Below are 21,448 nucleotides of genomic sequence, written 5' to 3' on the forward strand. Positions count from 1 at the left end.
CTATGAACATCACCCGCCTTCGTGACCTGGCCGACCATAAGCTTGCGCCGCTGGTCGTGCTCAAGGTCGGTTCATCGCTGCTGGTGGGCAAGGATGGGCAACCGCGCCGTGAATGGCTTTCGGGCCTTACGGGCGAGATCGCGCGGTTGCGAGCGGGCGGGCAGAAGGTCATCGTGGTCAGCTCGGGGTCGATTGCGCTGGGTGCGGCGCGGCTCGGCATGGTGCGCGGCGGGCGCGGGAGCCTCGCCGATGCGCAGGCCTCTGCCGCCGTGGGCCAGATCGCGTTAGGCGGGCTGTGGGCTGAGCTGCTCGGCCAGCACGACCTGATTGCGGCGCAGATGCTTCTCACGCTCGACGATCTCGAAGACCGCCGCCGTTATCTCAACGCTTCGGCCACGATCGGGCGGCTGCTCAAGGCGGGCGTGGTGCCGGTGATCAACGAGAACGATTCGGTCGCCACCGAGGAAATCCGCTTTGGCGACAACGACCGGCTGGCCGCGCGTGTGGCGCAGGCGGCGGGTGCCGATGCGGTGGTGTTGCTGTCGGATATCGACGGGCTCTATGACCGCGATCCACGAGAGGAGGGCGCGCAACTGCTACCGCTGGTGGAGGGCGTCACCCCCGAGATTCACGCCATGGCCAGCCCCGGTTCGGGCTCGGGGATGGGCTCGGGCGGGATGACCTCCAAATTGCAGGCCGCCGAAATTGCCGAGCGGGCCGGGATCGCGCTGGCGATCATCAACGGCACGCATGACTTGCCGCTGGCGCGGGCACTCGATGGCGATGTGGGCACGCTGTTTCGCCCGCAGCGCAACGATGGTGCGCGCAAGGCATGGCTGGGCGCACGGCAGAAGATCGAGGGGCAGCTCGTGGTCGACGCTGGATGCGCCCAGGCGCTGCGTAGCGGTGGCAGTCTGCTGGCGGCCGGGATCGTGTCGGTCGGCGGGAGCTTCGGTCGCGGCGATCCGGTTGAGGTCCACGATGAGAGCGGCAATGTGCTGGCGCAGGGCCTAAGCGAATATACCAGCGCCGAGGTAGAGCGAATCAAGGGGCTGCGGCGCGAGGATATCGAGCTGGTGCTCGGTTATTCGCCGCGCTCGGCGGTGATCCACCGCGATCATCTGGTGATGCTGTGAACGGGCCTGTCGCGATCACCGGGGCCACGGGCTTCGTGGGGCAAGCGGTGATGGACGAGGCCGCGCGGCGCGGCATTGCCCTGCGCGCGCTCACCCGGCGAGAGCAGAAACCGCGCGACAACGTGACATGGGTGCGCGGCGATCTGGCCGACCACGCCGCGCTGGCCGAGCTGGCGCGCGGGGCTGGAGCGCTGCTGCATATCGCGGGTGTGGTCAACGGCGCCGATGCAGCGGCGTTCGAGGCGGGCAACGTCGAGGGTACGCGCGCGGTGATCGCGGCGGCGCAAGCGGCAGGGGTGGAGCGGTTCGTCTGCGTCTCCTCGATTGCGGCCCGCGAACCGGGCCTGTCGGACTATTGCCGCACCAAGCGCGCTGCAGAGGAGCTGGCCAAGGCAAGCGGGCTTGACTGGACCGTGGTTCGCCCGCCCGCCGTCTATGGCCCGCGCGATACCGAAATATTCGAAGTGTTTCGCGCCGCCGCGCTCAGGATCATGCCGATGCCGCCCAAGGGGCGCGCTTCGATGATTCATGTCGATGATCTTGCCCGCTTGCTGCTCGACGTGGTGCGGGGAGGCGAAGGTGTCTCCGGGCAAGTGTTCGAGCCCGACGATGGCCGCGCGGGCGGCTGGTGCCATCTCGACATGGCACGGGCGATTGGGGCGGCGATGGGCTTTCGCGTGTGGCCGCTGTCGATGCCGGGGGCGGTGCTGGCCTTGGGGGGGCGGCTCGACCGGCTGGTGCGCGGCCCGCGCGCCAAGTTGACGCCCGACCGCGCTCGATACATGAGCCATCCGAACTGGGTGAGCGATCCGGCACGGGCGGTGCCGCCTGCCTTGTGGCAGCCCGCCATCGCCACACCCGAGGGGCTGGCGCAAACAGCGGCATGGTATCGCGCGCAAGGCTGGCTCTAGCCGCACGCGCATGGCGAAAAAAAAGCCCGGCGCGAAGCCGGGCTTTGAAAGTCTTGGGAGAGGATGCCTGAAAGGCCTGTTCCTTATGCGGAGCCGGGCCGATTCCCGCAAACGAGCTTACTGCAAGACCCGTTGCATGTTTTGCAACTGAGGTTTCGCCCCGGGTTTGACGCAGCGCATTGTGCGCGCACAGCGAGGATGATGCCCGGCGCAATTGCGGCCATCATCTGTGGGCAGAAAAAAAGCCCGGCACGAGGCCGGGCTTTGAAAGTCTTGGGAGAGGATGCCTGAAAGGCCCGTTCCTTATGCGGAGCCGGGCCCTTTCGCACAAACGCCATAACTGCAAGACGTGTTGCGCAATTTGCAACCGACGGGTTGCGAATTGTCAAAGACAGGTCATATGCGGTTCATGTCGCGCCCCGGTAGTCGCACTGCACAATAAAATTATTGTTAAAATACAGGCTCGTATCCTGCCGGAAGGTCGCCATCGTCGTCCTTGCCGGGAAGCGGCGAGCTGGGCCCGTGAATCCCGCACTCGGTCTTGTCCCAACCGCGCCAGCGGCCCGCACGCGGATCTTCGCCCGGTTTGACCTTGCTGGTGCAGGGCGCGCAACCCACCGAGAGGAAGCCTTCGGCCTCTAGCGGGTGGCGGGGCAGATCGTGCTCTTCGAAGTATGCTTCGAGATCGTCCTTGGTCCAGTCGCCGAGCGGATTGATCTTCAGTCGACCTTCTTCCACCTCGAACCGGGGCAGGTTCTGGCGGGTGACCGACTGAAATGCCTTGCGCCCCGAAATCCACGCATCGAGCCCAGACTTGGCACGCGCCAGCGGCTCCACCTTGCGGATTTCGCAGCAGCCATCGGGATCGTAGGACCACCTGAGGCCGCTTTCGTCCTTCTGCGCCAGCACTTCGGGCTTCGGCTCCACCACCTGCGAATTGGTGAGGCCAAGGTGCTTCACCAGCGTCTCGCGGTAATCCAGCGTCTCGTCGAACATCTTGAGCGTATCGACGAAGATTACCGGCACCGAAGGATCGGCCTCGGCGACAAGATGCAACAGCACGGCGCTTTCGGTGCCGAAGCTGGAGACGACGCCGACCCGGCCAATCGCTTTTTCGGCGAACAGCGTAGCAAGCATCTCCTGCGTCGACATCTCGGCGAAGCGCTCGTTCAGCGCGTCGGCCTCGGCCTGGGTGAAGGCGGGGCCGGTGTCGATACGGTCAATCTGGCGGGCGGCGGTGTTACCCATGCCGCTTCTGCCAGATCGGCGCGCGGCCGTCGGTGGTCTTCTGGTAGACATTGTCCCAGAGGCCGAACGCACGTTCGGCGTCGGCGGTGTCAAGCTCGTTGTCGGGGGCGAAGGCGTCGAAGCCGCAGCGTCGCATGATCGCCAACTGGTCGATCAGCACCTCGCCCACGGCGCGGATTTCGCCGTCGTAGCCGGCTTCGCGCAACGCGCGCGCGGAGGAATAGCCGCGTCCGTCCATGAAGCCGGGGAAGTTGACCTCGACCAGCTTGATGCGACCAAGGTGGGGCAACAGTTCGCGCGCGTCGTCGCCCGGTTCGATTCGCACGGCGGCGGCGTTCGACTGATCGAGGAACGCATCGACAGTGACGGCGGCGTGGTCCACCATCTCATCGTCGCGGAAGCGGAATTGCACGTCGTCGGGGCTGGTGCCGAGATTATCAGGCATAAAGTGCCTCCTTGAACGGGTCCATGCCGATGCGGCGGTAGGTATCGAGGAAGCGTTCGCCTTCCTCACGCTGAGCGAGATAGACGTCGGCGGCCTTTTCAACCGCGTCGACAATGCCCGCCTCATCGAAGCCGGGGCCGGTGATCTTGGCGAGGCTGGTGTCCTCCGCCTCGCTCCCGCCGAGCAGCAGCTGGTAATTCTCGGTGCCTTTCTTGTCGACGCCGAGGATGCCGATGTGGCCTGCATGGTGGTGGCCGCAGGCGTTGATGCAGCCCGAGATCTTCAGCTTGAGCTGGCCGAGCATCTCGCCCTTGCCGCTATCGGCAAAGCGCTGCGAAATCTTCTGCGCCACGGGGATCGAGCGGGCATTGGCCAGGCTGCAATAGTCGAGGCCGGGGCAGGCGATGATGTCGCCGATGTGGTCGATATTGGCGGTGGCGAGGTCAGCCTCGGCGAGCTTGCCATAAAGTTCATTGAGGCGGCCGATTTCGACATGCGGCAGCACGATGTTCTGCGCATGGGTGACGCGGCACTCGTCGAACGAGTACTCTTTCGCCAGCTCGGCCATCACGTGCATCTGCTCGGTGCTGGCGTCGCCAGGAATGCCGCCGACGGGCTTGAGGCTGATCGTCACCGCCACATAGCCGGGGGCCTTGTGCGCCATGCAGTTGCTATCCACCCAGCGGGCGAACTTGTCGTCCGAACGGTCGGCTTTTTCGGTGAGGTCAGTCTTGAACGCGGGATCGGCGAAGTAGGGCTTGATCCGCTCCAGTTCGGCCAGCGGTGGCTCGATCCCTTGCTCCAGCAGGTGGGCGAACTCTTCCTCGACCTGGCGGGCATATTCGTCCTTGCCCATCTCGTGGACGAGGATCTTGATGCGCGCCTTGTACTTGTTATCGCGCCGTCCATAACGGTTATAAACGCGCAGGCAGGCTTCCGAATAGGTGATCAGCTGATCGAGCGGGACGAACTCGCGGATCAGCGGAGCGACCATCGGTGTGCGGCCCATGCCGCCGCCGACGTAGAATGCGCAGCCGATCTCGCCCGCATCGTTTTTCACGATCTGGATGCCGATATCGTGCAGGCGCATGGCCGCGCGGTCGGTGTCCGAAGCGATCACGCAGATCTTGAACTTGCGCGGCAGGTGCAGGAATTCCGGGTGGAAACTCGACCACTGGCGCAGCAGTTCGGCATAGGGGCGCGGGTCGACCAGCTCGTCGGCGGCAGCGCCGGCATATTGGTCCGAGCTGATGTTGCGGATGCAGTTGCCGCTGGTCTGGATCGCATGCATCTCGACCTTGGCGAGATCGGCCAGCAGGTCGGGCGCTTCTTCCAGCTTGATCCAGTTGTACTGGATGTTCTGCCGGGTGGTGAAGTGGCCATAGCCGCGGTCGTACTTGTCGGCGATGTCGGCCAGCGCGTGCATCTGCGTGGAGTTCAGCGTGCCATAGGGCACGGCCACGCGCAGCATGTAGGCGTGCAGCTGGAGGTACAGGCCGTTCTGCAGGCGCAGCGGCTTGAACTGGTCCTCGGTGATCTTGCCTTCGAGGCGCCGGCGCGTCTGGTCGCGGAATTCGGCGACGCGGGTATCGACCATTTCCTGATCGTAGGAATCGTATTTGTACATGTCAGATCACCCAGTTGAGAGCTTCGGGCTCGGCGGGTTTGAGGGTCAGGTCGGGGCGCACCGTGGGGCCGAGTGCGCGCACGCGATCCTTGATGTGGGCGGGGCGGACCTTGCCTGCCTCGTCGCGGGTCGCCTCGATGGCGTAGCTGGCGTTGACCCGGCGCGCGGCTTCCTCGCGGGCGAGGATGGTTTCGGCTTCTTCGCCGACGTCGACCGCATCGTCGACATGGGGCGACCAGCCTTGGCCGTCCCACCAGGTGACGAGGCCGGTCAAAAGATCGTTTCCGGTCAGGATTTTCACTGTGCGGCCTCCAAAGCCAATTGCGTAAGGGCAGCGTCACCGCGTGCGGTAACCTCGCCGATGATGATGAGGGCGGGGCTCTTCACGGCCTCGCGCGAAACGAGATCGGCAAGGCCCGCGAGCGGGGCGCGCAGCACGCGCATATCGGCGCGGCAGGCCTTTTCGACCACGGCGAGCGGAGCATCGGGCGCGAGGCCATCGTCCATGAGCTTTTCGGAAATCTGCGCGGCGGTGGAGACGCCCATGTAGATCACCAGCGTGCGCCCCTTGCCGGCAAGGCCTGCCCAATTCTGCGCAGCGAGGCCCTTGCACTGGCCCGCCACGAAGCTGACTACCGAAGCGTCTTCACGGTGGGTGAGCGCGATTTGTGCGGCGGCGGCGGCCCCATTGGCGGCAGAAATGCCTGGCACCACCTCGACGGGGACGCCAGCGGCCTGCGCCGCTTCCATCTCTTCGCCGCCACGGCCGAACACGAAGGGATCGCCGCCTTTCAGCCGCACCACATCGTTGCCCGCCATAGCCTCACGCACGAGCAATTCGTTGATCGCTTCCTGCGGCATGGTGTGGCGCGCACGGGCCTTGGCCACGCTGACAAGGCGGGCATCGGGCCGCGCCATATCGAGGATCGCCGGATCGACCAGCCCGTCGTGAACGATCACGCGCGCCTCGGAAACGAGCCGCGCGGCGCGCACGGTGAGCAGGTCCGGATCGCCCGGCCCGGCGCCGACAAGATGAATCGTGCCGATATGAGAGGTCTTTGCCATGGTCTGCAGATGAACGTTCGTCGGCGGGGATTGAAGCGAGAATGCCTTCACGACAGGGTAGGTCAGCTTTAGGCGCACTTTGCGCTTCATTGACCTTTGCGCGTCAGCCGATAAGGACCGGCCCTCTGGCCGACAGGTTTCGCGCCACATTCGGACAGCCTGTGCTTTGCACGAACGGGAGACATCATGGCAGAGCCGGTCACCATCTGCATCTGCACCTATCGCAGGCCTTCCCTGTTCGAAGCGCTCGCATCGCTTGAACATCTTCGGCTGTCAGAGGTGGAGGTGGCGGCCGTTCTGGTCGTGGACAACGATGTGACTGACGGGTTGCGAACCGAGGTTGCCCGATGGGCGGAAACCTGCCGCTTTCCGTTGCGCTACCATTACGCCCCGGCGCAGAATATCTCGATAGCGCGCAATGCCGCGCTCGACGGCGTCGAAACGCGCTGGGCGGCCTTTATCGACGATGATGAGGTTGCGACTGCGGACTGGCTGGAGGAGCTTTACGCCGGGGCCGATGAGGCCGAGGCTGTGATTGGCCAGAGCGTGGCGCAGTACGGATCGGCGCTGCCCGGCTGGGCCGCGCGGTGTGACTTCCACTCGAACCGGATTACGGGCCGGGTGGACAATGCCTACACCTCCAACGCGCTGATCGACGTGGACTTCCTGCGCCGCAAGAACATCCGCTTCCGCGAAGAACTCGGGCGAACGGGCGGAGAGGATACGCTGCTGTTCCGTCAGTTGACGGAGAGCGGCGGCCGGATCGTCTATCGTCCGGAATCGGTGGTCTACGAAGAAGTGCCCCCATCGCGCGCCTCGATGACATGGGTGTTCAGGCGGATGTATCGCGCCGGGCAGACGCACGGTCTGCTCTCGCGCGAATACGATGCCAGTGGCTTCTCCCGTCTCGGCCTCACCGCCGGAGCCAAGGCGCTGGTGAGCGCGGCAATGACCGTCGCCACCTTGCCGGGAAGCGATGCCTCGCGCCGTTGGGCCGCACGGTCGGCGCTGCATTTCGGTGCGCTCAGCTACCGGGTGCGTCCGACGATCCTCGAAGAGTATGGGGCCAAGCCCAAGACCAGACCATCTAAGTAGCGCGCGTCGCAGCCTCAGTCCTGTTCGTTCTTCTTCTCCACCCGCTGCGCAATGGCGGCCACCAGCTGCTGAAACTGGGCGTTGTCGCGCAGGTTGAGATCGCGCTGGGGGAAGGGGATCTCGATCTCGTTTTCCTCGAACAGGTCCCACAGTCGCTTCAGCACCGCCGAACGAACATTGCCCACGCCCTCTTCCGGGTCGACGATCCAGCAGTGGATCACGAAGTTTACCGAGCTGTCGCCATACTCGCTCATCCACACGGTTGGCGGCGGCACCTTGAGCACGCGCGGACAATCCTTGGCCGCTTCGAGCATCAGCTTCTCGGCCAGATTCATGTCCGCGCCGTATGAGACGCCGACCTGCACCTGCATCCGCACGTTCTTGCTGGAATAGGACCAGTTCTCGACCTGATTGACCATCAGGTTCTCGTTCGGAATCAGATATTCCTTTTCGTCGCGCGTCACGATGGAAACGGCGCGGATGCCGATCCGGCGGATCTGGCCGAAGCTTTCGTTGCCCGCCTGATCGGCAATGGCGATCACGTCACCGGGCTTGATCGACTTGTCGAGCAGCAGGATGATCCCGGCGATCAGGTTGCCGAAGGTTTTCTGCAGGCCGAAACCGATGGCAAGGCCGAAGGCGCCCGAGAACACCGTGAGCGCTGTGAGGTCGATCCCCAGCATGTCGATGCCGATCAGGATCGCCGCCGCCCAAACCACGATCGTCAGCATCTTCTCGCCCAGCAGCTTCTGCGAGGGATCGAGCTTCGACGTGCGATTCAGCATCGAATGGGACAGCCGCGAAAACAGTCGTGCGGCGATGATGACGCCTGCCACCACCATGACCACCACCAGAACGCTCCACACCGAAAAGCGCGTGTCGGCCACGGTGAAGCCCCAGCTGTCGAGTCGCTCGATCAGCCCGGCCACGGTGACGCTCTGTTCGGCCACAGCGTCTTTCAGCGCATCAGCCCCGGTAACGCCATCGTCGCCAGTGGGCAGGCCGGAGGGCACATTCGCCCCTGACATCTCAACCGCTTCGCGTGCACGTTCGACGGCTTTTTCCGCCTCCTGCAGCGCAACCGCTGCCGCAGTGGCATCGGGCGTGGGTGCGGTGGCGGCGGCATTCGCGGCCTCGGTCGGGCCTACGGGAAGCGTTGCAAGCTCGTCGGTAGCGCTCATGATTCCCTCATCGCGGCAAGTCCGCGGTCCAGATCGCGGATCAGGTCGTCAGCATCCTCCAGCCCGATGGCGAGGCGCAGGCCAAGTCCGCTGCCCTCGTCGATGCCGGGAGGCCAGGGGCGCAGCGTGTGCAGGCTTGCCGGGTCGATCGGCAGGGCGAGGCTTTCATAGCCGCCCCAGCTGAACCCGATGCCGAACAGGTCGAGTGCGTCGAGCAGGCGCGCGCGCGCTTTCTTGTCAGCCCCTCCGGCGAGCACGAAGCTGAACAGGCCGCAGCCGCCCGAAAAGTCTCGCCGCCAAAGGTCGTGCCCCGGCGTGCCTTCGAGCTGCGGGCACAGCACCGCACTGATCTCGGGCCGGGTGGAAAGCCAGCGCGCCACCTCCAATGCCGTGGCGCTGGTACGCTTCAGCCGAAGTTCCAGCGTGCGCAGACCGCGCAGCGCCAGCGCGGCATCGTCAGGTGAGACCACCTGCCCGAGCATCTGCGCATGGCGGCGGATTTGCGCCAGCTGCGGCGCGCGGGCGGACACCGCGCCCATCATCAGGTCGGAATGGCCGCCTACGTGCTTGGTGAGGCTCATCAACGTCACATCGCAGCCGTGGACGAGCGCGGGAAAGCCGAGCGGCCCGGCCCAAGTGTTGTCGATCACACTGATCACGCCCTTTTCGCGCGCGATGGCGGCAAGCGCGGGAATGTCCGAGATTTCCATGGTCAGGCTGCCGGGGCTTTCGAGCATCACGACCTTGGTGTTCGGCCCGATCATCGCGGCGAAGCCATCCACATCGAGCGGGTCGAAGGCGCGGTGCGTGATGCCATAGCCTGCCAGCAGACCGTTCGCGATGTTGCGCGTCGGTTCGTAAGCGTTGTCGCAGACGAGCAGTTCGTCGCCCGGCTTCAGCAGCGCCAGCAAGGTGGCGGCGATGGCGGCGACCCCGCTGGGGAACAGCTCGGTGCCCTCGGCGTCTTGTTCCAGCTCGGTCAGCGCATCGGCGAGTGCCCACTGGGTCGGCCCGCCACGGCGACCGTAGTAGAAGTGGCCGTTCGCGTTGGGACGCCCCTTGGCGAGATCGTCGGCGGTTTCGTAAAGGTGGGTGCTGGCGCGCCAGATCGGCGGGTTGACGACGCTGCCGGGCTGTCCGGGCACACTGCACCACTGCTTGCGACGTCCGGCCTCGACCAATCGGGTGGCATTGGCGTGGGCTTCGTCGTTCGGCCTGCTATCGCTCAAGCGGCTGGTCCTGTTTCCTTGGGGGTGGAGGGATCGGTGCCCCATTCAGCCCAGCTGCCGTCATAGAGCGCAACGTCGGTTTTGCCGGCGAGCGCCAGCGCGAACAGCAGCACCGCCGCCGTGACGCCGCCGCCGCATGTGGTCACCAGTGGGCGGTCGAGGTCGACCCCGGCCTGGGCGAAGGCGGCGCGGATTTCGGAGGGCGACTTGTAGGTCTCGTCGGCGTTGAACAGTTCGTCGAAGGGCAGGTTGCGCGAGCCGGGGATGTGTCCGTCGGCCACTTCGGGTCGGAAATCCGACATCTCACCCGTGAAGCGCTTGGCTCCGCGCGCATCGACCAGCTGTTCGGCCTTGCTGTCGAGGTTGGCGAGCACATCGGCCTTGGTTCGCACTTCGAGGTCGCCAGGAATGGAGGCGAAGGTGGAGGGCTCCACATCAGGCGTGCCGCCTTCGAGCGGGCGCCCCTCGCTGCGCCACTTCGGCAGGCCACCATCGAGTACCGATACCTGGCGCATCCCGTGCAGCCGAGCGATGAACCATGCGCGCGCGGCGGTCTTCACATAGCTGTCGTCGTAGAAGACGAGATGGTCGGTCTCGCGCACGCCAAGCGATGCCATTCGCTGGGCGAAGGTCGTCGGGTCGGGCAGGGCTGCGGGCACCGTGCTCGCCGGATCGACCAGTGTCGCAAGATCGAGAAAACGCGCTCCGGGGATATGCGCCTCGGCGAACTCCGCCTTGGGGTCGCGCCCGGCATCGGGCAGATGGGCGCTGCCATCAAGCACAACGAGATTGGGTGAGCCGAGATTCTCGGCCAGCCACTGGGTGGAAACGAGCATGGACATGGGGCCAGCCTAGCCCGCCCGCTGCGCCGGGTAAACGCCGCACTTGCCCGCGCGTGCAATCGCGGGCATCGCATTTCGCATGAGCGACAATGCAACACCCCTGCACCTTGGCCAGACCAGCAGCCTGCCCGCTTCTCCTGAAGAGGCCGTGCTCGACTACGTACCCAATCCGCGCCCGCAGGCGCTCTACATGGTGCGCTTCGCAGCACCTGAATTCACCTCGCTGTGCCCAGTGACCGGCCAGCCCGATTTCGCCCATCTGGTGATCGACTATGCACCGGGCGAAACCATCGTGGAATCCAAGAGTCTCAAGCTGTTCCTGGGAAGTTTTCGCAATCATTGTGGCTTCCACGAAGACGTGACCGTGGGCATCGGCGAGCGCCTGTTTGCCGAGATGACTCCGCGATGGCTGCGCATCGGCGGTTACTGGTATCCGCGCGGCGGCATTCCGATTGACGTGTTCTGGCAAAGCGGAACGCCGCCCGAAGGTCTGTTCCTGCCCGATCAGGGCGTGGCTTCCTATCGCGGGCGGGGGTGAGCCTTTGCAGGCTCCGGTCTTGCGGGAGGCTTCTGCGCTAACGCTTTGAAAATTAAGGAGAGTGGTGCCGGCTGCAGGAGTCGAACCCGCGACCTGGAGATTACAAATCAACTGCTCTACCAACTGAGCTAAGCCGGCAGACTCAAAGGAGTCAGGGGCGGCCCTTTGCCCTAGCCGACGCCAAAGGTCCAGCCCTCGGTGCGCGCAATTTCATCCGTAAGTCCCACAGGGTGCCACAATTCTTCGCGCAAGGCAGCGCGGCGCAGCCATGCGGCGGTGAGCAGTGCGTCGGAAGCGTGGTCGCTTATCGGCCCGCTGCCAGCCACCGGAGCCGAGCCGACCGCCGGATGAGTGAGCGCATTGTTCAATTCCTCGAACGTGCGAATTTTCGTGGCCGAAGCCTTGCGCCCTACCGCCAGCGCGGGAATCGCAGTGTACATCTCCACCAGCAGCGAGCCGGTGCCGGGGTCTGCATCGAACGGCCAGACGGGCAGGGTGCCCTCAAGCCCGTGCAACACCCGCATACCGGTCAGCGTGGCCTTGCCGACCTGCCCGCTGCCCACCAGCTTGAAATTGCTGTGCGGGCGGCAGCCCATGGCGCGTTGCGCATGTTCGGTGACGCGCAAGCGGCCGTTGCGGTGCTTCGCACCGTCGCAGCGGTAGTGCGCGCCCATGTGCGCGCCATGGTGGAAGTACTCGCGAAGCTCAGGGTGGGTGACGAAGCTGGAGGCGGCGAGGTGGTCGTCTTCGGCGCAATAGTGCTCGACAAGCCGCCACAGCGCCTTGGCATTGGGCGGGCTGTGTTCCCAGCCGGGAAAGAAGGCCCCGCAATCGGCAAAGGCCAGCGAGGTGCCCAGATCGAGGCCCACCAGCGTCCTATCAGGCAGGCCGTGCTTGAGCAGATCAAGCACATCGCGCCGCGACCAAGCTCCGGATGGGGGCGGGGTAATGGTCGGCGCATCGTCGCCGCGGCCGCACGAGGCCATCGCGATTGAGCCGTGCCGTTCCCCCTTCGCGCCCGACCAATCAATCGCGATGAAATGGCGAAACCGGCTCAAGCCCGCTCCTCGCGCAGCCGCTGCCAGTAGTCGAGCCGCTTGCGCACCTCGCGCTCGAACCCGCGTTCGACCGGCTCGTAAAAGGTCTGCGGGGTCATCTCCTCGGGCCAGTAGTTGTCGCCCGAGAAGCCCTCTTCGGCATCGTGGTCATAGGTATAGCCCGCCCCGTAGCCGACCTCTTTCATCAGTTTGGTCGGCGCGTTGACGATGTTCATCGGCGGCATCAGGCTGCCGGTCTCGCGCGCGGAGCGTGAGGCCGCCTTGTAAGCCTTGTAGGCCGCGTTCGACTTGGGCGCGGTGGCGAGATAGATGCAGGCCTGCGCCAGCGCCAGCTCGCCCTCGGGGCTGCCGAGGAACTGATAGGTCTCCTTCGCCGCCACGCACTGGGTCAGCGCGGCGGGGTCGGCCATGCCGATGTCCTCCACCGCCATCCGCACAAGCCTGCGGGCTAGGAACAGTGGCTCTTCACCCGCCACAAGCATCCGCGCCAAGTAGTAAAGCGCCGCCTGCGGATCGGACCCGCGTACCGCCTTGTGGAGCGCGGAAATGAGGTTGTAATGCCCCTCGCGGTCCTTGTCGTAGACCGCCACCCGGCGTTGCAGGAAATCTCCCAGTTCGGCGGGGCCGAGCGCTTCGGTGATCTTCGCGGCATAGAGCGTTTCGGCCTGATTGAGCAGGAACCGGCCGTCGCCATCGGCGCTGGCGATCAGCGCCTCGCGCGCCTCGGGGGTGAGGGGGAGGGGGCCTTCCAGCTCCTCCGCCTTTTCGAGCAATCGCGCCAGCGCCGCCGCATCGAGCCGGTGCAGGATCAGCACCTGCGCGCGGCTCAGCAGCGCGGCGTTGAGTTCGAAACTGGGGTTCTCGGTGGTCGCGCCGACCAGCGTGACCACGCCGCTTTCGACGAAGGGGAGAAAGCCGTCCTGCTGCGCGCGGTTGAAGCGGTGGATCTCGTCCACGAACAGCAGCGTACGTTGGCCGCTGGCGTCCTTCATCTTGCGCGCGGCTTCAAAAGCCTTTTTCAGATCGGCCACGCCGGAAAAGACCGCGCTCACCGCCTCATAGCGCATCCCCACGCTGGCGGCGAGCAGGCGGGCGATCGAGGTTTTTCCTGTGCCGGGAGGCCCCCACAGCACCATGCTGGAGAGCTTTCCCGCTGTCACCATGCGCCCGATTGCGCCCTCGGGGCCGGTCAGGTGTTCCTGCCCGATCACTTCGTCGAGCGCACGCGGGCGCAGCCGTTCGGCCAGCGGGGCCTGATCGTCGGGCGCGGACGCCGGGGCGGGGGCGGGATCGTCTTGGAACAGGTCGCTCATCGCTTCCGCTATGTAGCGATGGTGCCGATAATTGCATCCCGGCTCTTGAAGTAACCCCTTGCAAGCTCTGTCTTGCTAGCAGAACGAAACCGGAAGGACCGCGCCGAGCGCGGTCATTGCCGCAGTTCGTCCAACCCGGTCAGCTTGTCGTCCCAGTCGTCGGCCAGGCTGGCGTCGAACTGCCGCGCCGTGCGGTAGAAGGCCTGCGCCCGGTCGATTGCGGAGTTGAGATCGCTGGTATAACGCCATACGCCCTTGGGATCGCCTTCAATCGCAGTGGTTAGGATGCGCTGGTGCAGCATCAGCCCGGCGCGCATGTTGGCCAGCGCATAGTAGCGGCAGCCATTCCTCGCTTCGCCGTCGCATGCCAGCCCCGCGTAGTGCAAAGTCTGGCGCGGATTTTCCGGGTCTTCGCTGTCGAACAGCGTCATCGCCGCGTTCAGGCAGGAACTGGCCACACCATCGTCGCATTCGCGGATTGCGCCCGAGGCATCGGCATTCTGCGCGCTGGCGGGCGAAAACCCGATTGCGGTGAAAGCGGCGAGCGCCAATCCTGTCGACCAATTCCAAGTACCCATGATTGCCCCCTTTTTGTGCTGTGGCGCCACCTTAACGGGCTCGGGTCTTGCCGCCAATCGCGGGGGCGCCACTGTCATGATTCTTCAGGGGCGTCGGTGGCGTCAGCCTCAGGTTGTCCTTCGCCCAGCAGGTTCCGCAGCGCGGCAGAGGCAGCGCGCTATGCCAGCGACCTTGCCTGTAACTGCATCCCGCCCCTTGCAGCCGGGCTCTCAAGATATATCTTACTATATCGTGGGACATATTCCAGGAGTTCTATATGACAGGCAATGATCGCAAGAGCGCCGAGTATTCGGACGGCGACGACTACCGCGAGAACGAAGACTTCGCCGAGCCAGGACATAAGCACAGGCGGCGCGGCCGGGATGCCGACGCGTTCGGGCTTGAGGGCGTTTTCGGGCCGGACGGGGTGTTCGGGCCGCAAGGTCTGTTCGGTCCCGGCGGGCTGTTCGGTCAGGTGGGCCGCCGCAGCGGCATCAACATCAATCTGAACGGCGGCAGGGGCGAGCATCGCGGGCCTCGGCATGGCCGTGGCGGCGATCAAGGTGGTCGGCGCAGGCGCAAGATGTTCGCGCCGGGCGAGCTGCGGCTGGTGCTGCTCGCGTTGATCGCTGAGGAACCGCGCCACGGCTACGACTGTATCCGCGCGATGGATGAGGCCACCGATGGGGCCTATACGCCGAGCCCCGGCGTGATTTACCCGACGCTGGCCATGCTCGCCGACGAGGGCCTGATCGTCGCGCAACCGAGCGAGGACGCGCGCAAGGTGTTCGAGGCGACTGAAGCGGGCCACGCCGAACTGGCCGATAATGCCGACGAGATCGCGGCGTTGCTCGAGCGGCTCGGCACGCGCGGCGAGCGGGCGCGGGCGGCCAAGTCGTCGGATATGATGCGCGCGCTCGGCAACCTTGCCAGCGTGCTCACCAACCGCGCGGCGGCGGGCCGGTTCAATTCGGAGAACAAGGAGCAGATCGTCGACCTGATCGACGAACTCGCGCGCAAGATCGAGAAGCTTTAAACCTTAAGCGGCGGCGCGCTCTGCCAGCAATTGCCGGTAGATCGCGCCGACCGCGAGGTTGATCCGCTCCCAATCGTAGGCCGAGGACGCTTCGGCAGCAGCGGCTCCGTGCGCCTTGCCCAGCGCCGGGTCTTCGCAATAGGCGGCCAGCGCATCGGCAAAGCCTGCAATGTCGGTCGGATCGACCAGTCGCCCGGTGCGGCCATCGTCGACCAGTCCGCTGGAGCCGGTCGCCTTTGCGGCCACCACCGGAACGCCTGCCGCCATCGCTTCGAGCGTGACATTGCCGAAAGTCTCGGTGACGCTCGGGTTGAACAGCATGTCCATGCTGGCAACGGTGCGCCCGAGGTCTTCCCCGGCGAGGAAGCCAGCGAAGGCGGCGCCGGGGGTATGGTCGGCAAACCAGCTTTTTGCGGGGCCTTCGCCCACCACCATTACCTGATGCGGCACGCCGCGCTTGCGCAGTTCGGCCAGCGTCTCGGCAAATACGCTGAGCCCTTTTTCGAGCACGAGCCGCCCGAGGAAGCCGATTACCGGCGGTTCGTCGGCCAGCCCGATGCTGCGCCGCCATTCCAGATCACGCGCGCCGGGATTGAAGATCTGCTTTTCCACCCCGCGCGACCATACTTCGACGCGATCGTTCATCCCCTGCTCTTTCAGGACACCGATCATCGTCGGGCTGGGGCAGAGCAGAATGTCGCAGCGGCGATAAAGCTTGCGCAGCCAGGCCTCGACCAGCCCCTCGGCAAAGCCGAAGCCGTAGTAGCGCGGGTAGGTCTCGAAGCGGGTGTGGATGGTGCAGACCACCGGCTTGCCGCGCTTGCGGCCCCAGGCGGCGGCCTGCCGTGCGGCCCGGTCGGGGCTGGAGATATGGATGACGTGCGGATCGAACTTTTCGAGATCGGCCCGCACCTTTGCCGAAAGGCCGATTGGAATGTGATACTCGCTGCGACCGGGGATAGCGAAGCTGGGCAGCGAGACCAGCGGGCCGGTCGGCGGGAACGGCGGGTTGGCGATGGTGGGCGAATAGACGCGCATATCTGCGCCATGCTCCATCAGCGTCCCGACAAGGCGGTTCTGTGCCTTGTTCGCGCCATCGCGCACGTAATTGTAATTGCCGCTGAACAGAGCCACGCGCAGGCCGGCAAGGTCGGGTCGGGTATCTGCCATTGCCACAGGCCTTAGGCGACGCGGCAGGATATGGCGAGAGGGGGCTAACACCTGTGCAATGCGATTTGCGGCATATCCACCGATCACAGCGCAAATGGCTCGCCAACAAAAAAGGCCCCCACCCGGTTGGGAGGGGGCCTTTGTAAAGAGTCGCCGAACGATTAGTCTTCGTTCTTGCGCGCGTGACGCTTGCGCTCGTGCGGATCAAGGTAGCGCTTGCGCAGGCGGATCGACTGCGGGGTGACTTCGACCAGCTCGTCGTTCTGGATGTAGGCGATGGCCTGTTCCAGCGTCATCCGGCGGGGCGGGGTCAGGCGGATGCCTTCATCCTTGCCGCTGGCGCGGAAGTTGGTCAGCTGCTTCGACTTGAGCGGGTTGACCTCCATGTCCTGCGGCTTGGCGTTTTCGCCGATGATCATGCCCTCGTAGAGCTTCTCGCCTGGCTTCACGAACAGGACGCCGCGCTCTTCGATCATGTTGAGTGCGTAGGCCTGCGCTTCGCCCTGTTCCATCGAGATCAGCACGCCGTTCTGGCGGCCTTCGATCTTGCCCTTGTGCGGGCCATACTTCTCGAACAGGCGGTTCATGATGCCGGTGCCGCGCGTGTCACTCAGGAACTCGCCGTGGTAGCCGATCAGGCCGCGCGACGGGGCCGAGAAGATGATGCGGGTCTTGCCGCCGCCGCTCGGGCGCATGTCGGTCAGTTCGGCTTTGCGCTGCGCCATCTTGTCGACGACCGTGCCCGAGAATTCGTCGTCGACGTCGACCACGACCGTTTCATAGGGCTCTTCGCGGCCATCGGGGCCATCGCGGAACAGCACGCGCGGGCGGCTGATCGACAGCTCGAAGCCCTCGCGGCGCATGTTCTCGATCAGCACGCCGAGCTGCAATTCGCCGCGACCCGCCACTTCGAAGGCGTCGCGTTCGGCGCTCTCGGTGATGCGGATGGCGACGTTGGTTTCGGCTTCGCGCTCCAGGCGGTCGCGGATCACGCGGCTCTGCACCTTGTCGCCTTCGCGCCCGGCATAGGGGCTGTCGTTGACCGAGAAGGTCATCGACAGGGTCGGCGGATCGATTTCGGAGGCGGCGATCGGCGTGCTCACTTCGGGCGAGCACAGCGTGTTCGACACGGTGGCGACGGTGAGGCCGGCGATGGCGACGATGTCACCCGCCTGCGCGCTGTCCACAGGCACGCGCTCAAGGCCGTCGTAGGCGAACACCTTGGTGGCGCGGCCCGCTTCGATCTGGTTGCCATTCACGTCGAGCGCCTTGATCGGCATACCCACTTCGAGCTTGCCGCTCTCGATGCGCCCGGTGAGGATGCGGCCGAGGAAGTTGTCGCGGTCGAGCAGGGTCGCCAGCATGGCGAAATCGGCATCGGCATCGAGGCCCGGCGCCGGAACGTGGTCGCGGATCAACTCGAACAGCGGCTCCAGCGTGCCTTCGCGGGCATCGGGATCGCTGCTGGCATAGCCGTTGCGGCCCGAGGCATAGAGCACAGGGAAGTCGAGCTGCTCGTCATCGGCTTCGAGCGCAACGAACAGATCGAACACTTCGTCGAGCACTTCGACGTGGCGGCCATCGGGGCGGTCGATCTTGTTGACCACCACGATCGGCTTGAGACCAAGGCCGAGCGCCTTGCCGGTGACGAACTTGGTCTGCGGCATCGCGCCTTCCGAGCTGTCGACCAGCAGGATCACGCCGTCGACCATGCTCAGAATGCGTTCCACCTCGGCGCCGAAGTCGGCGTGGCCGGGGGTGTCGACGATGTTGATGCGGATGTCGTTCCACACCACCGAGGTCGGCTTGGCGAGAATGGTGATCCCGCGTTCCTTCTCGAGATCGTTGCTGTCCATCGCGCGCTCTTCAACGCGCTGGTTGTCGCGGAAGGTGCCGGACTGACGGAACAGCTGGTCGACGAGCGTGGTCTTGCCATGATCGACGTGTGCGATGATCGCGATGTTGCGAAGCGCGGAGGACATTATCGATTTTTCCCGGGTTGGATGGGCACAGTCCGTGCTGCGCCTGCGAAGATTTCCGCGCCCGTAGACCATAGGGCCGCCTCCTGCAAGCTGTGCATTGACGCTCGCCAGCCTAACGTATAGGTTAAGTCTATCACCTAAACTGTGACTTGGGCGCAACAGGTAGTCAATGAAGCGCTAGTGATCGGGCACAAGGTCGATTGTGAAGGGTATGTTGAAGAGGCATTTGGGCCGATAACAATACGGTCGCCGGGCGGTACGTGCAGCAACAGGCACGATCTCCGGCAGGAGAGGATAAAGATCTATGACCACCAAGTTTTCCGGTGTCGCTAGTCTGTCGCGTTTGGCCTTGTGCGGAGCCTCTGGGCTCGCGCTGTGCGTTCCGTCTCTTGTCCAGGCGCAGGATACGAGCACCAGCGCTGATATCGCCTCGGGGAACGCCATCGTCGTCACTGCCACCAAGCGTGAGCAGACCTTGCAGGAAGTGCCCGTGGCGGTGACCGTCACCACCGGCGAAGTGCTCGAGCGCGAGCAGATTCGCGACCTGAAAGACTTGCAGTCGATCGTTCCATCGCTGCGGGTCAGCCAGCTGCAAAGCTCGGCCAACACCAATTTCATCATCCGCGGCTTCGGCAATGGCGCCAACAATGCCGGGATCGAGCCTTCGGTCGGCGTCTTCGTCGATGGCGTCTATCGCAGTCGCTCGGCCTCGCAGATCAACGATTTGCCCAACGTCAGCCGCATCGAAGTGTTGCGCGGGCCGCAGTCGACCCTGTTCGGTAAAAACGCCTCGGCCGGCATCATCTCGATTGTAACCGCCGAGCCGAGCTTCACGCCGACCGGGAACATCGAACTCTCTTACGGCAACTACGATGCTGTGGTCGCCAAGGGCTATCTCTCCGGGCCGGTCAGCGATAACCTCGCTTTCTCGATCGCCATGGGCGTGAACAAGCGCGACGGCTACGTTGAAGACCTTGCCATCGGCGGCACGACGAACGAGCGTGATCGCTATTTCGTGCGCGGTCAGGCGCTTTACGACAACGGCGAAAACGTGAAATTCCGCCTTATCGCGGACTATTCGAACCTCGACGAGAACTGCTGTGCCGTGGTCAACGTGCAGCCTTCCAGTTTCACGCAGGCGCTTCAGCTAATCGGCGGGCAGGTCAACACTCCTGCCAATGCCTTCGCCGATCAGGTTTATAACAATCTGGCCTCAACCAACGATGTGACCAACAGCGGCATCTCGGGCCAGCTCGACTATGACCTCAACGACAACCTGACCTTCACTTCGATCACCGCCTATCGCGAGACGCGCGGCGATTTCGCGCAGGATGTCGATTTTACCTCGGCCGACCTGTTGCAGCGCTTCAACGATCAGAAGTTCGAAACCTTCACGCAGGAAGCGCGTCTGACCGGCAACTGGGACCGCTTCTCAGGCCTCGTCGGGCTGTTCTACTTCGACGAATCGGTGAAGGAGAACCAGCGCGTTGCCTATGGGGACGATTTCAGAAATTACGGTGACGTGTTGCTTCAGGATCAACTTCAGGCGCCGCTTCTGGCTGCCGAGCAGTTGCTTGGCACGCTCTATTTCAACCCGACCCAGTATCTGGGAACGTTCTTTGCCCCCGGCACGGTGGAACAAGGCAGCTTCACCCTCGACAATCAGGCGCTGTCGATTTTCGCACAGCTCGATTTCGAGGTGGCGAACGGCCTGACGCTGACTCTTGGCGGCAACTACACTATGGACGACAAGACTGGCGTCACCAACTATCAGAGCAACGACGTCTTTTCTAATATCGACTTGGTGGATGCTGGCGAACGGCTGGCTGCCGTGTCTCAGAGTGTCGGAGCCATTGTGAACGGCGGTACGCCCGCCAGTTTAGCGCAGATCGGAGCTTTCGCCGCAAATCCGGCAAATGCCGCTACCTTCGGCCAGATACTGCAAGGCGCTGCAGTCTTCGCTGCCAACAACGAATTGCCGGCCGCGCTGAATCCGTTGCTCGCGGGGCAGGCCTTGCAGAACTTCCCGCGCTTCGTGAACATTCCCAACAGCGTGGAAAGCGGCGAGACGAGCGACGACAACTTCTCGTACACCGTGCGCCTGGCTTACGATATCTCGCCCGACCTCAACGTCTATGCGAGCTATGCGACGGGGTTCAAGGCCAGCTCCTTCGCCCTCTCGCGCGACAGCCGCCCTGCACCGGGCGATGCCGCCGCGCTCGGGGCTGCCGGCCTGCTTTACAACAACCAGACCTTCGGCAGCCGCTTTGCCGGCCCAGAGGAATCCGAGGTCATCGAAATCGGGTTCAAGGGCAACTGGGGAAAATACTCGGCGAATCTCACTGGTTTCCGACAGGATATCAATGGCTTCCAGTCCAACGTGTTTACTGGTACGGGCTTCTTCCTCGCGAACGCGGGCAAGCAGCGCACCTACGGCGTGGAGTTCGACAGCACGGCCAACCCGATCGACCCGCTGACGTTGAACTTCGCGGTGACATGGCTCGATCCGAGCTACGAGAGCTTCCCGCAGTCGCCCTATGGCGACATCACCGGCACCACTCCGGCAGGTATTCCCGAATGGACCGTGGTGGTCGGCGGCCAGTGGGCGCAGCCGATCGGAGACAACACCCTGATCCTGCGCGCGACCTATCACCACGAAAGCGAGGCTCAGATCATCGAAGGCCTGCCCGGCTTCCTCGATCCCACCTTGCCCGATGGCGGCACGGCGCAGGCGCTGGCCGCGGCGGCACCGTTCCGCCGCGAGGTCAACGATCTATCCGCATCGATGACTTTCGTGGTGGAAGATACAGGGCTCGAACTGTCTGTGTGGGGGCGCAACCTCACCGACGACCGCTATTTCCAGTCGCTGTTCGACAGCCCGGCGCAGCCCGGATCGATCTCGGCCTATCCGAATCAGCCGCGCACCTATGGCGGCACGGTGCGCTACAAGTTCTGATCGCGCGCATCACGCGAAGGGGGAGGGGCTGCCTGCGGGCGGCCCCTTTTTTGTTGCC

19 protein-coding genes and 1 tRNA gene are annotated in these 21,448 nt (G+C 64.5%); 6 read left to right on the forward strand and 14 right to left on the reverse strand.

The window, feature by feature from the left end; translation table 11 throughout:
• Window positions 1–2 precede the first annotated feature (2 nt).
• Complete coding sequence (proB, locus tag ABDJ38_RS05175) at window positions 3–1,136, forward strand: glutamate 5-kinase (RefSeq protein WP_346784020.1); 1,134 nt, start codon at window positions 3–5, stop codon at window positions 1,134–1,136.
• Window positions 1,133–2,047 carry an NAD-dependent epimerase/dehydratase family protein gene (locus ABDJ38_RS05180; RefSeq protein WP_346784021.1) on the forward strand — a complete coding sequence of 305 codons (915 nt, stop codon included), beginning with the start codon at window positions 1,133–1,135 and terminating at the stop codon, window positions 2,045–2,047. Before proB ends, ABDJ38_RS05180 begins: the two co-directional genes overlap by 4 nt.
• 450 nt (window positions 2,048–2,497) lie before the next feature.
• Here the strand turns inward: ABDJ38_RS05180 and ABDJ38_RS05185 are convergent, their stop codons facing one another.
• From ABDJ38_RS05185 to cobA, 5 genes are read right to left on the reverse strand one after another with little or no spacing between them, the layout of a single operon-like run.
• Window positions 2,498–3,295 (reverse strand): phosphoadenylyl-sulfate reductase, encoded by a 798-nt coding sequence (locus tag ABDJ38_RS05185; RefSeq protein WP_346784022.1) that lies wholly within the window; start codon window positions 3,293–3,295, stop codon window positions 2,498–2,500.
• Complete coding sequence (locus ABDJ38_RS05190; protein ID WP_346784023.1) at window positions 3,288–3,740, reverse strand: DUF934 domain-containing protein; 453 nt, start codon at window positions 3,738–3,740, stop codon at window positions 3,288–3,290. Before ABDJ38_RS05190 ends, ABDJ38_RS05185 begins: the two co-directional genes overlap by 8 nt.
• On the reverse strand, window positions 3,733–5,367 hold the full coding sequence (locus ABDJ38_RS05195) for a nitrite/sulfite reductase (protein ID WP_346784024.1): 1,635 nt from the start codon (window positions 5,365–5,367) through the stop codon (window positions 3,733–3,735). Before ABDJ38_RS05195 ends, ABDJ38_RS05190 begins: the two co-directional genes overlap by 8 nt.
• A gap of 1 nt (window position 5,368) precedes the next feature.
• On the reverse strand, window positions 5,369–5,668 hold the full coding sequence (locus tag ABDJ38_RS05200; RefSeq protein WP_346784025.1) for a DUF2849 domain-containing protein: 300 nt from the start codon (window positions 5,666–5,668) through the stop codon (window positions 5,369–5,371).
• Window positions 5,665–6,432: a uroporphyrinogen-III C-methyltransferase gene (cobA, locus tag ABDJ38_RS05205; protein ID WP_346784026.1), complete on the reverse strand. Its 768-nt coding sequence runs from the start codon at window positions 6,430–6,432 to the stop codon at window positions 5,665–5,667. Before cobA ends, ABDJ38_RS05200 begins: the two co-directional genes overlap by 4 nt.
• Before the next feature lie 186 nt (window positions 6,433–6,618).
• Between cobA and ABDJ38_RS05210 the strand changes: the two genes are divergently transcribed.
• Window positions 6,619–7,527 carry a glycosyltransferase family 2 protein gene (locus ABDJ38_RS05210; protein ID WP_346784027.1) on the forward strand — a complete coding sequence of 303 codons (909 nt, stop codon included), beginning with the start codon at window positions 6,619–6,621 and terminating at the stop codon, window positions 7,525–7,527.
• A gap of 14 nt (window positions 7,528–7,541) precedes the next feature.
• Here the strand turns inward: ABDJ38_RS05210 and ABDJ38_RS05215 are convergent, their stop codons facing one another.
• Genes ABDJ38_RS05215 through sseA form a run of 3 tightly spaced genes read right to left on the reverse strand, consistent with a single transcriptional unit; the run spans window position 7,542 to window position 10,779 of the window.
• Window positions 7,542–8,708 (reverse strand): mechanosensitive ion channel family protein, encoded by a 1,167-nt coding sequence (locus ABDJ38_RS05215; RefSeq protein WP_429771090.1) that lies wholly within the window; start codon window positions 8,706–8,708, stop codon window positions 7,542–7,544.
• Window positions 8,705–9,982 (reverse strand): cystathionine beta-lyase, encoded by a 1,278-nt coding sequence (metC, locus tag ABDJ38_RS05220; RefSeq protein ID WP_346784028.1) that lies wholly within the window; start codon window positions 9,980–9,982, stop codon window positions 8,705–8,707. The genes ABDJ38_RS05215 and metC overlap by 4 nt, the downstream gene beginning before the upstream one ends.
• Window positions 9,934–10,779, reverse strand: coding sequence for a 3-mercaptopyruvate sulfurtransferase (gene sseA, locus ABDJ38_RS05225; protein WP_346784029.1), 846 nt, complete (start codon window positions 10,777–10,779; stop codon window positions 9,934–9,936). Before sseA ends, metC begins: the two co-directional genes overlap by 49 nt.
• A 79-nt stretch (window positions 10,780–10,858) precedes the next feature.
• On the opposite strand from sseA, the gene queF reads away from it, so the two are divergent.
• On the forward strand, window positions 10,859–11,317 hold the full coding sequence (gene queF / locus ABDJ38_RS05230; RefSeq protein ID WP_346784030.1) for a preQ(1) synthase: 459 nt from the start codon (window positions 10,859–10,861) through the stop codon (window positions 11,315–11,317).
• A gap of 62 nt (window positions 11,318–11,379) precedes the next feature.
• Here queF and ABDJ38_RS05235 read toward each other — a convergent pair.
• The 4 genes from ABDJ38_RS05235 to ABDJ38_RS05250 form a co-directional block, all read right to left on the reverse strand.
• Window positions 11,380–11,455: transfer RNA gene (locus ABDJ38_RS05235), tRNA-Thr, on the reverse strand.
• A gap of 32 nt (window positions 11,456–11,487) precedes the next feature.
• A complete protein-coding gene (locus tag ABDJ38_RS05240; RefSeq protein ID WP_346784031.1) occupies window positions 11,488–12,375 on the reverse strand; it encodes a hypothetical protein in 888 nt (295 codons plus the stop codon).
• Window positions 12,372–13,688, reverse strand: coding sequence for a replication-associated recombination protein A (locus ABDJ38_RS05245; RefSeq protein ID WP_346784032.1), 1,317 nt, complete (start codon window positions 13,686–13,688; stop codon window positions 12,372–12,374). Before ABDJ38_RS05245 ends, ABDJ38_RS05240 begins: the two co-directional genes overlap by 4 nt.
• A 113-nt stretch (window positions 13,689–13,801) precedes the next feature.
• Complete coding sequence (locus tag ABDJ38_RS05250) at window positions 13,802–14,266, reverse strand: hypothetical protein (RefSeq protein WP_346784033.1); 465 nt, start codon at window positions 14,264–14,266, stop codon at window positions 13,802–13,804.
• Window positions 14,267–14,523: 257 nt separating this feature from the next.
• Here ABDJ38_RS05250 and ABDJ38_RS05255 point away from each other — a divergent pair, with 257 nt between their 5' ends.
• Window positions 14,524–15,282, forward strand: a complete 759-nt coding sequence (locus tag ABDJ38_RS05255) for a PadR family transcriptional regulator (RefSeq protein WP_346784034.1) — start codon at window positions 14,524–14,526, stop codon at window positions 15,280–15,282.
• 3 nt (window positions 15,283–15,285) lie between these two features.
• Here ABDJ38_RS05255 and ABDJ38_RS05260 read toward each other — a convergent pair whose 3' ends face one another.
• Window positions 15,286–16,452: a glycosyltransferase family 4 protein gene (locus tag ABDJ38_RS05260; RefSeq protein WP_346784035.1), complete on the reverse strand. Its 1,167-nt coding sequence runs from the start codon at window positions 16,450–16,452 to the stop codon at window positions 15,286–15,288.
• Between the two features lie 161 nt (window positions 16,453–16,613).
• The gene (typA, locus tag ABDJ38_RS05265; RefSeq protein WP_346784036.1) at window positions 16,614–18,434 is read right to left on the reverse strand and encodes a translational GTPase TypA; all 1,821 of its coding nucleotides are present in this window, start codon (window positions 18,432–18,434) and stop codon (window positions 16,614–16,616) included.
• A gap of 304 nt (window positions 18,435–18,738) precedes the next feature.
• Here typA and ABDJ38_RS05270 point away from each other — a divergent pair, with 304 nt between their 5' ends.
• Window positions 18,739–21,390: a TonB-dependent receptor gene (locus ABDJ38_RS05270; protein WP_346784037.1), complete on the forward strand. Its 2,652-nt coding sequence runs from the start codon at window positions 18,739–18,741 to the stop codon at window positions 21,388–21,390.
• Window positions 21,391–21,448 lie beyond the last annotated feature (58 nt).

Origin of the sequence: Aurantiacibacter flavus (genome assembly GCF_039710615.1) — a bacterium.
GTDB classification, from domain to species: Bacteria; Pseudomonadota; Alphaproteobacteria; order Sphingomonadales; family Sphingomonadaceae; genus Alteraurantiacibacter; species Alteraurantiacibacter flavus.